Source organism: Citrobacter sp. S46_ASV_140 (assembly GCF_018919545.1).
In the GTDB taxonomy this organism is placed as follows: domain Bacteria; phylum Pseudomonadota; class Gammaproteobacteria; order Enterobacterales; family Enterobacteriaceae; genus Citrobacter; species Citrobacter braakii.
Genome location: NZ_JAHLRC010000170.1, coordinates 1 through 6141, shown reverse-complemented (window position 1 = coordinate 6141; position 6141 = coordinate 1). Strand labels below are relative to the sequence as shown.

Sequence of the window (6141 nt, the reverse complement as noted above, 5' to 3'; positions counted from 1 at the left end):
TTAATACTCTGCTCAATAACAGGAAGTGAATATTCACCCTCCAAATAATTATCAAATTCTGATTCTGACTTCCACATATGCTTAAAGTGCGCAGTATAGAAGCGGTAGCCAAGCTCATTTAGTAATCCCGAATCGGCTAATGTTGCTTGTCGTATGATTAAAGACATGGGATAGGCCCTTACTTTATGAGAGAAAAATGATCTTAAATTTGTAATATATACGGCCTGTTAAGTCTATATGTCCGTTGTGACTGTCTTACCCTCAAACTTTGAATACGCAATCTAAGGTCTGAAGTTGGTGGAGCTCGACCATTAAGTTATTTTTTATCGATGTTAGCTTCAGGCTCGAAGCAGACAGGCCAACTGATTGCCTGGTCTGCTTCGAGCGAAAATGAAAAGACAACTTCCGAACTCGCAGCGTTCATTCAGGATTTTACAAACAAGCTCATTATTCCCACTGCCAGGGCGCTATAGAAAAGCAATTGATACAGATTCGTCGGCACTTCTGTCCATTTTCTAACGATGCCCAACGCGACCACGACCAGCGCAGCCGGGTAAATGGCGCACAGCACGGGAACCGCCATTGCGGTGAGGGAATTCAGTCCCAGCACGGCAAGTGCTGCTGACACCATCAGGGAGAGCGTCACCAGCAGCCCATAAGACGCACCGGTCGTCTGGTTGAAATAGCGCGCCGTTCCGGTCGTCAGACCAATGGCCGTGACCAGACAGGCGAGGGTAATGATCGCCGCCAACAACACCCGGCCATAAACGCCAAAAACAGTCTCGACATAGGCGCTCATCACCTGCATACCGTTCGTTGCGCCCCGCACCGGGCTGTGGGACCCCATCGACAGATAGCAGATATAAATCACGGCCAGACCTGCCGCGGCGATAAAGGCTGCGGCGATGGAATGGGTAAAGATGCCCCGCGGATGGTGGATCCCGCGCTGTTTAAGCGTGTGGGTGATAATGGCGCCAAAGCACAGCGCACTGATCACATCCAGGGTCTGATAACCGTTGACGAACCCTGTATCGAACGCGCGAGTTTGATATGCGGTTGTGGCGGTCGTGAGGTCACCAATCGGATGTAACCAGGCACATATGCCGATAAAAATCAGGGCACTAATTTTAATGGGCGAAAGGAAGAAACCGACGATTTCCAGCATTTTCCCCGGCTTAGCCAGCGTCGCGCCAGCAAGGCCAAAGAACGCGGCGGAAAATATAATCTTATGCATCAGGGAACTAGCTGCGCCATCGGTGATGACTTCGTAGCTAATCGTCGCGGTGCGTGGCGTACCAAATAAAACCCCCAGCGTTAAAAAGCAAATGCCAATAAAAATCAGGCTCGGCCATTTGCCTAAGGGTTTCGTTAATTCCGCGATATCTCCGCCATTAATGGCAAGGGAAATAATCGCCAGCGCCGGGAACAGAACCGCTGTGATGATAAAGCCAAAGCCTGCATTAAAGGCGTTTGCGCCCGCCTGCATGCCGACCAGCGGCGGGAATATAATATTGCCTGCACCCAAAAAAAGCGCAAGTGTCATCCCGCCAAGAGCCATTGTCTCTGGCAATGAAAGTCTGGTGTTTGCTGTCATTATTAACTCTTATTTTATATAAACATCATGCTTTGGAAGGCGTGGTCATTATATGCCTGGTCACCGTTCCGGTCATACATCGTTATTACAACTGGAATATTCCTTCGATGGTCATACGAGCGAAGCCATGCAATTCCACGCGCCCGTCATCCCGAACTACACAGCGCAACGCCCCTTTACGCTTCCCGCCTTGTTGAGCGGTCAGGACATTTTTACCCGTACGCGCCGCCCAGAACGGGGCGAGGAAAGTGTGTGCCGACCCGGTGACTGGATCTTCGTTCACGCCGACCTGCGGGCCGAACCAACGGGACACAAAATCAAACTGGTTATCAGCGGCGGTCACGATCACGCCGCGGGTGTCGAATACCGCCAGCTTGTTGAAGTCAGGATTAAGCCCGTCGATGATATTTTTGTCATCGACCAGTACAATCAGATCGTCCGATTTCCACACCCCGATAACACCGGCGGTAATGCCGAGGGCTGCCGGCAGTCCATCAGGAGTATCAATCTTCATGGCCGATTTAGCCGGGAAGTCCATGCAGAGTTCGTCCCCGTTCTTACTCACCGTCAACAGGCCGCTGCGGGTGTGGAAGCTGATAGTTTCTTGTTGGTAGCCAAGCTTGTTGAACAGCACCCAGGATGCAGCGAGAGTGGCATGACCGCACAAATCCACTTCAACCGCAGGCGTACACCAGCGCAGTTGATAACCCTCCTCGAACGGCACAAAAAACGCGGTTTCAGAAAGATTATTCTCCGTGGCGATGGCTTGCAGAACAGCGTCAGGCAGCCACTCAGTTAACGGACAAACGCCCGCCGGGTTGCCGCCAAAAGGTTGAGAGGTGAAAGCATCAACCTGATAAAAAGGAATTACTGTGGTGTCAGACTTTGTCATTTAATTTATCCAGATAGTTGTAAACGGTGTATCGGGTGACGCCCAGCGCTTTAGCGACATGATTAACGCTGCCTTTAATCTTGAAAAAGCCCTGAGCATGTATTTCAGAAATAACCCGTTTTCTGAAATCAATTTTATTTTCTGAACCCGTGGGTCTGAATTTCGAAATAACGTCATCCAGAGATTTATCCTGAATATCAGCTAGCGGATTATCCGGCGTTTCAGCCGCGGCGGCCGGATGGAGTAAATAGTCCAGGTCGCGTTTGAGTTTTGATACCACATCCATATCGACGTTAATGCAAAAAGCTACTAACGGCACGCCGTCCTTGCTGTAATAAATCGTCGATGCGCTATTCAATGTGGTGCCAGAGAGAGTGGTGGTGGTATATCCACTGAATACCTGACTGGAAACACGCTGCGAAGCATCCAGTAAACCTAAAAATCCCGTGTCATTTTCCGGGCCGGACAACAGCGCATCACCGGCTTTCCTGCCGCTGACGTGTCCATTAATGATGCTTATCACGGACGATTCGGGGCGGGTAAGGTCATGCAGAACTGCTTCTGTGTTTAAGGGAAGCGTGGTTCTCAATGCCTCAAGCGAAGCCGTCAAAATAGTGATTAAACGTTCACGTTCGTCTTTCATTTTGCTCTCTCCATCAGACAACGGCCTGGACTTCTATTTCGACGTCTAAATCAAATGCAAGGTGGCTGGTGACGACGCTCCTTGCGGGGAAACCTTCCGGGAAGAACGCGCTGTAAGCAACATTGAATTCGCTAAAGTGCTCCATGCTGCTTAACCAAACCTGGACTTTCACAATGTGGTTCAGCGTCGTATGCGCCCGCGCCAGAGTTTCCCGGATGGCGTGCATGATATGCCGGGTCTGCTGGGTGACAGATCCATACAACGGTTCACCTTCGGGGCTCATGGCGACATGGCCTGAAAGAAAAACAAACCCGTTCACCTGCACGGCGTCTGAAAAGGGAAAAGGCTTGGTCGTGGGGTAGCGTACGATAGACATGTGTCAGATTTGCCCTAAAGAAAGTGTAGTAGCACGGTAGCATGACTTAACTTTAAATTAAACAAAATTATTATTTTAAACATTTGTTGATTTCGTGGCTTTCATGTCTCTCCACTAACAGAGCATCGACAGATACTTTGTTGACGGGATGGGACATGCTCTGAACCGCCTTTAAGCACTATAGATCCCCGCCAACAACACCCGGCCATAAACGCCAAAAACAGTCTCGACATAGGCGCTCATCACCTGCATACCGTTCGTTGCGCCCCGCACCGGGCTGTACATCCAGGGTCTGATAACCGTTGACGAACCCTGTATCGAATGCGCGAGTTTGATACGCGGTTGTGGCGGTCGTGAGGTCACCAATCGGATGTAACCAGGCACATATGCCAATAAAAATCAGGCTCGACCATTTACACCACGTCCTAAGACTCTACCTTGAACCGGTGCGGTTAGCCTACGTTTTGTGGCTGTGAGGCCGCTAAATGCTTCATATGAAAGTTATACCTGTAATACCAGTTAGAAAGATGTGTGACAACTTTCTCAGTTATCAAATTACATAATCGCATAACAAAAAAAAGCAATACGCGCAAAAAGGAAGGGCTTATACAGTTAAATCCACATTAATACAGGGGGGACTGATCGTGAATCATGACAATAAGTTATCGGTGGCCGAGAAGTTAGGATACGGTATGGGGGATGCGGCCTGCGGGATTGTTTATTCATCCGTAACCATGTTTTTGACCTGGTTTTACACTGATATCTATGGACTTTCTGCCGCTGCGGTTGGCGTAATGTTTCTGGTGACGCGTGTGCTTGATGCCATTACCGACCCGCTGACCGGGATTGTGGCCGACCGGGTTAAAACCCGCTGGGGACATTTTCGTCCGTGGCTGATCTGGTTCGCCGTGCCTTACGCGGTGCTGGCGGTGATGACCTTCACCACTCCGGAATTTGGTGCGTCCGGCAAGCTTGTGTATGCCTACATCACCTACACTCTGCTGATGCTGTGTTATACCTTTATCAACATTCCGTATTGCGCCCTCGGCGGGGTGATTACCCGTGACGAGAAAGACCGTCTCTCCGCGCAATCTTATCGTTTTACGATCTCCTCGCTGGCCGGGCTGATGGTCTCGGTCGCAACGCTGTTTCTGGTCGATTATTTGGGCAAAGACGATAAACAATTTGGCTTCCAGGCGACAATGGGCATCATGGGGGCTATCGCCATCGCAATGCTAGCGTTCTGTTTCTTCACTACCAAAGAGCGCGTGGCCCCCATTGTTGAAAATCAGGGAGATGTGAAAGGAGATATTCGCCAGCTGCTGGCAAACGATCAGTGGCGGATTGTCGCCATTATCACCTTCTTTTCCAGTATGGCTGGGGTGATGCGCAGCGCCGCAACGCTCTACTACGCCACTTATCTGATGATGGATGGCGTGTCGTCTGCTGCAGGTACGGCAATGAAATCCGCGTTTGTCTCCACAAGCGTCGTCGGCACCATTATTGGCAGTATCGCAGCAGGGTATCTGGCAAAACGCTACCGGGCCGTGTCGCTGTTTAAAAATATCAACCTGCTGCTGGTCGCCGTTGGTGTGGTGATGTTCTTTATTCCACCAACCTGGCTTGCGGTGGTGTTCCCACTCTATTTCCTGGTCGGCTTCTTCCATCAGATGTACCAGCCCTTTAAGTGGAACATGATGGCCAACGCCGCCGATTACGGTGAATGGAAATTTGGCCGCCGGATAACCGGGCTGTCCTATTCTGGTAACCTGTTTGCCCTCAAAATGGGAATGGCTGTCGCCGGAGCGCTGGTCGGTTTCTCCCTGGGAATCTTCGGTTATCAGTCCGGCGTGGCGGAACAGACGCCGATGGCGACCATGGGCATTATTGGCCTGCTGACACTCGGGCCATCGCTGTCCTACCTGGTTCTGTGGTGGTTGTCGCGCTTCTATAAACTTGATGACCAGACCATGGCCACTATCCAGCGCGACCTGTCGGCCCGACAAACGGCTGCAGCACCTGTTGATAACGCCACGCCAGAAGTGACGTGTGTGTCGCTGAACAAAGCCTGAGGAGGATGACGATGTATCACAACCCGATTATCTGCGCCGATTATTCCGACCCGGACGTCGTTCGCGTTGGTAATGATTTTTTTATGGTCGCCTCCAGCTTTAATCACATGCCGGGCTTGCCGCTGTTGCACTCGACGGATCTGGTGAACTGGACAATCATCAACCATGTTCTGCAAACGCTGCCGCTGCCTGGCTATGAGGAGGTCCAGCCGGGTAAGGGGGCCTGGGCGCCGTCGATTCGCTGGCATGATGAGAAGCTGTGGGTCTTTTTCAGCACCCCAGATGAAGGGATTTTTATGTCCTGGACGCAGGATCCCTGGGGGGAGTGGCAGCCTCCGCATTGCGTCAAAGCGGCCAAAGGCTGGATCGATCCCTGCCCATTCTGGGACGACGATGGCAAGGCCTGGCTGGTGCATGCCTTCGCCCACAGCCGCAGCGGCATCAAGCATAAGTTACAGTTGCTGCCGATGACGCCAGACGGCAAATCGGTCACCGGCGAAGGGCAAATTCTCTATGACGGAACCTGCGATTTACCGACTCTGGAAGGCCCGAAGGTCTATAAGC

7 protein-coding genes are annotated in these 6141 nt (G+C 51.3%); 2 read left to right on the top strand and 5 right to left on the bottom strand.

The window, feature by feature from the left end; genetic code table 11:
• Positions 1 to 424: 424 nt before the first annotated feature.
• The 5 genes from brnQ to KQJ19_RS21845 form a co-directional block, all read right to left on the bottom strand.
• The gene (gene brnQ, locus KQJ19_RS21865; RefSeq protein ID WP_216404132.1) at positions 425 to 1594 is read right to left on the bottom strand and encodes a branched-chain amino acid transport system II carrier protein; all 1170 of its coding nucleotides are present in this window, start codon (positions 1592 to 1594) and stop codon (positions 425 to 427) included.
• A gap of 85 nt (positions 1595 to 1679) precedes the next feature.
• Positions 1680 to 2486, bottom strand: a complete 807-nt coding sequence (locus tag KQJ19_RS21860; protein WP_016152953.1) for a PhzF family phenazine biosynthesis protein — start codon at positions 2484 to 2486, stop codon at positions 1680 to 1682.
• Positions 2473 to 3129 carry a PAS domain-containing protein gene (locus KQJ19_RS21855; RefSeq protein WP_016152954.1) on the bottom strand — a complete coding sequence of 219 codons (657 nt, stop codon included), beginning with the start codon at positions 3127 to 3129 and terminating at the stop codon, positions 2473 to 2475. Before KQJ19_RS21855 ends, KQJ19_RS21860 begins: the two co-directional genes overlap by 14 nt.
• Positions 3130 to 3142: 13 nt before the next feature.
• Entirely contained in the window at positions 3143 to 3505 is a 363-nt protein-coding gene (locus tag KQJ19_RS21850) for a RidA family protein (RefSeq protein ID WP_032947028.1), read from the bottom strand.
• A gap of 178 nt (positions 3506 to 3683) precedes the next feature.
• On the bottom strand, positions 3684 to 3872 hold the full coding sequence (locus KQJ19_RS21845) for a hypothetical protein (protein WP_235426916.1): 189 nt from the start codon (positions 3870 to 3872) through the stop codon (positions 3684 to 3686).
• Positions 3873 to 4149: 277 nt separating this feature from the next.
• Here KQJ19_RS21845 and KQJ19_RS21840 point away from each other — a divergent pair, with 277 nt between their 5' ends.
• Together KQJ19_RS21840 and KQJ19_RS21835 are read left to right on the top strand one after the other, a co-directional pair.
• The gene (locus KQJ19_RS21840; RefSeq protein ID WP_047500561.1) at positions 4150 to 5577 is read left to right on the top strand and encodes an MFS transporter; all 1428 of its coding nucleotides are present in this window, start codon (positions 4150 to 4152) and stop codon (positions 5575 to 5577) included.
• A gap of 5 nt (positions 5578 to 5582) precedes the next feature.
• Positions 5583 to 6141, top strand: a 559-nt coding sequence (locus KQJ19_RS21835) for a family 43 glycosylhydrolase (RefSeq protein WP_216404131.1), incomplete at its 3' end; no start/stop codon positions are given.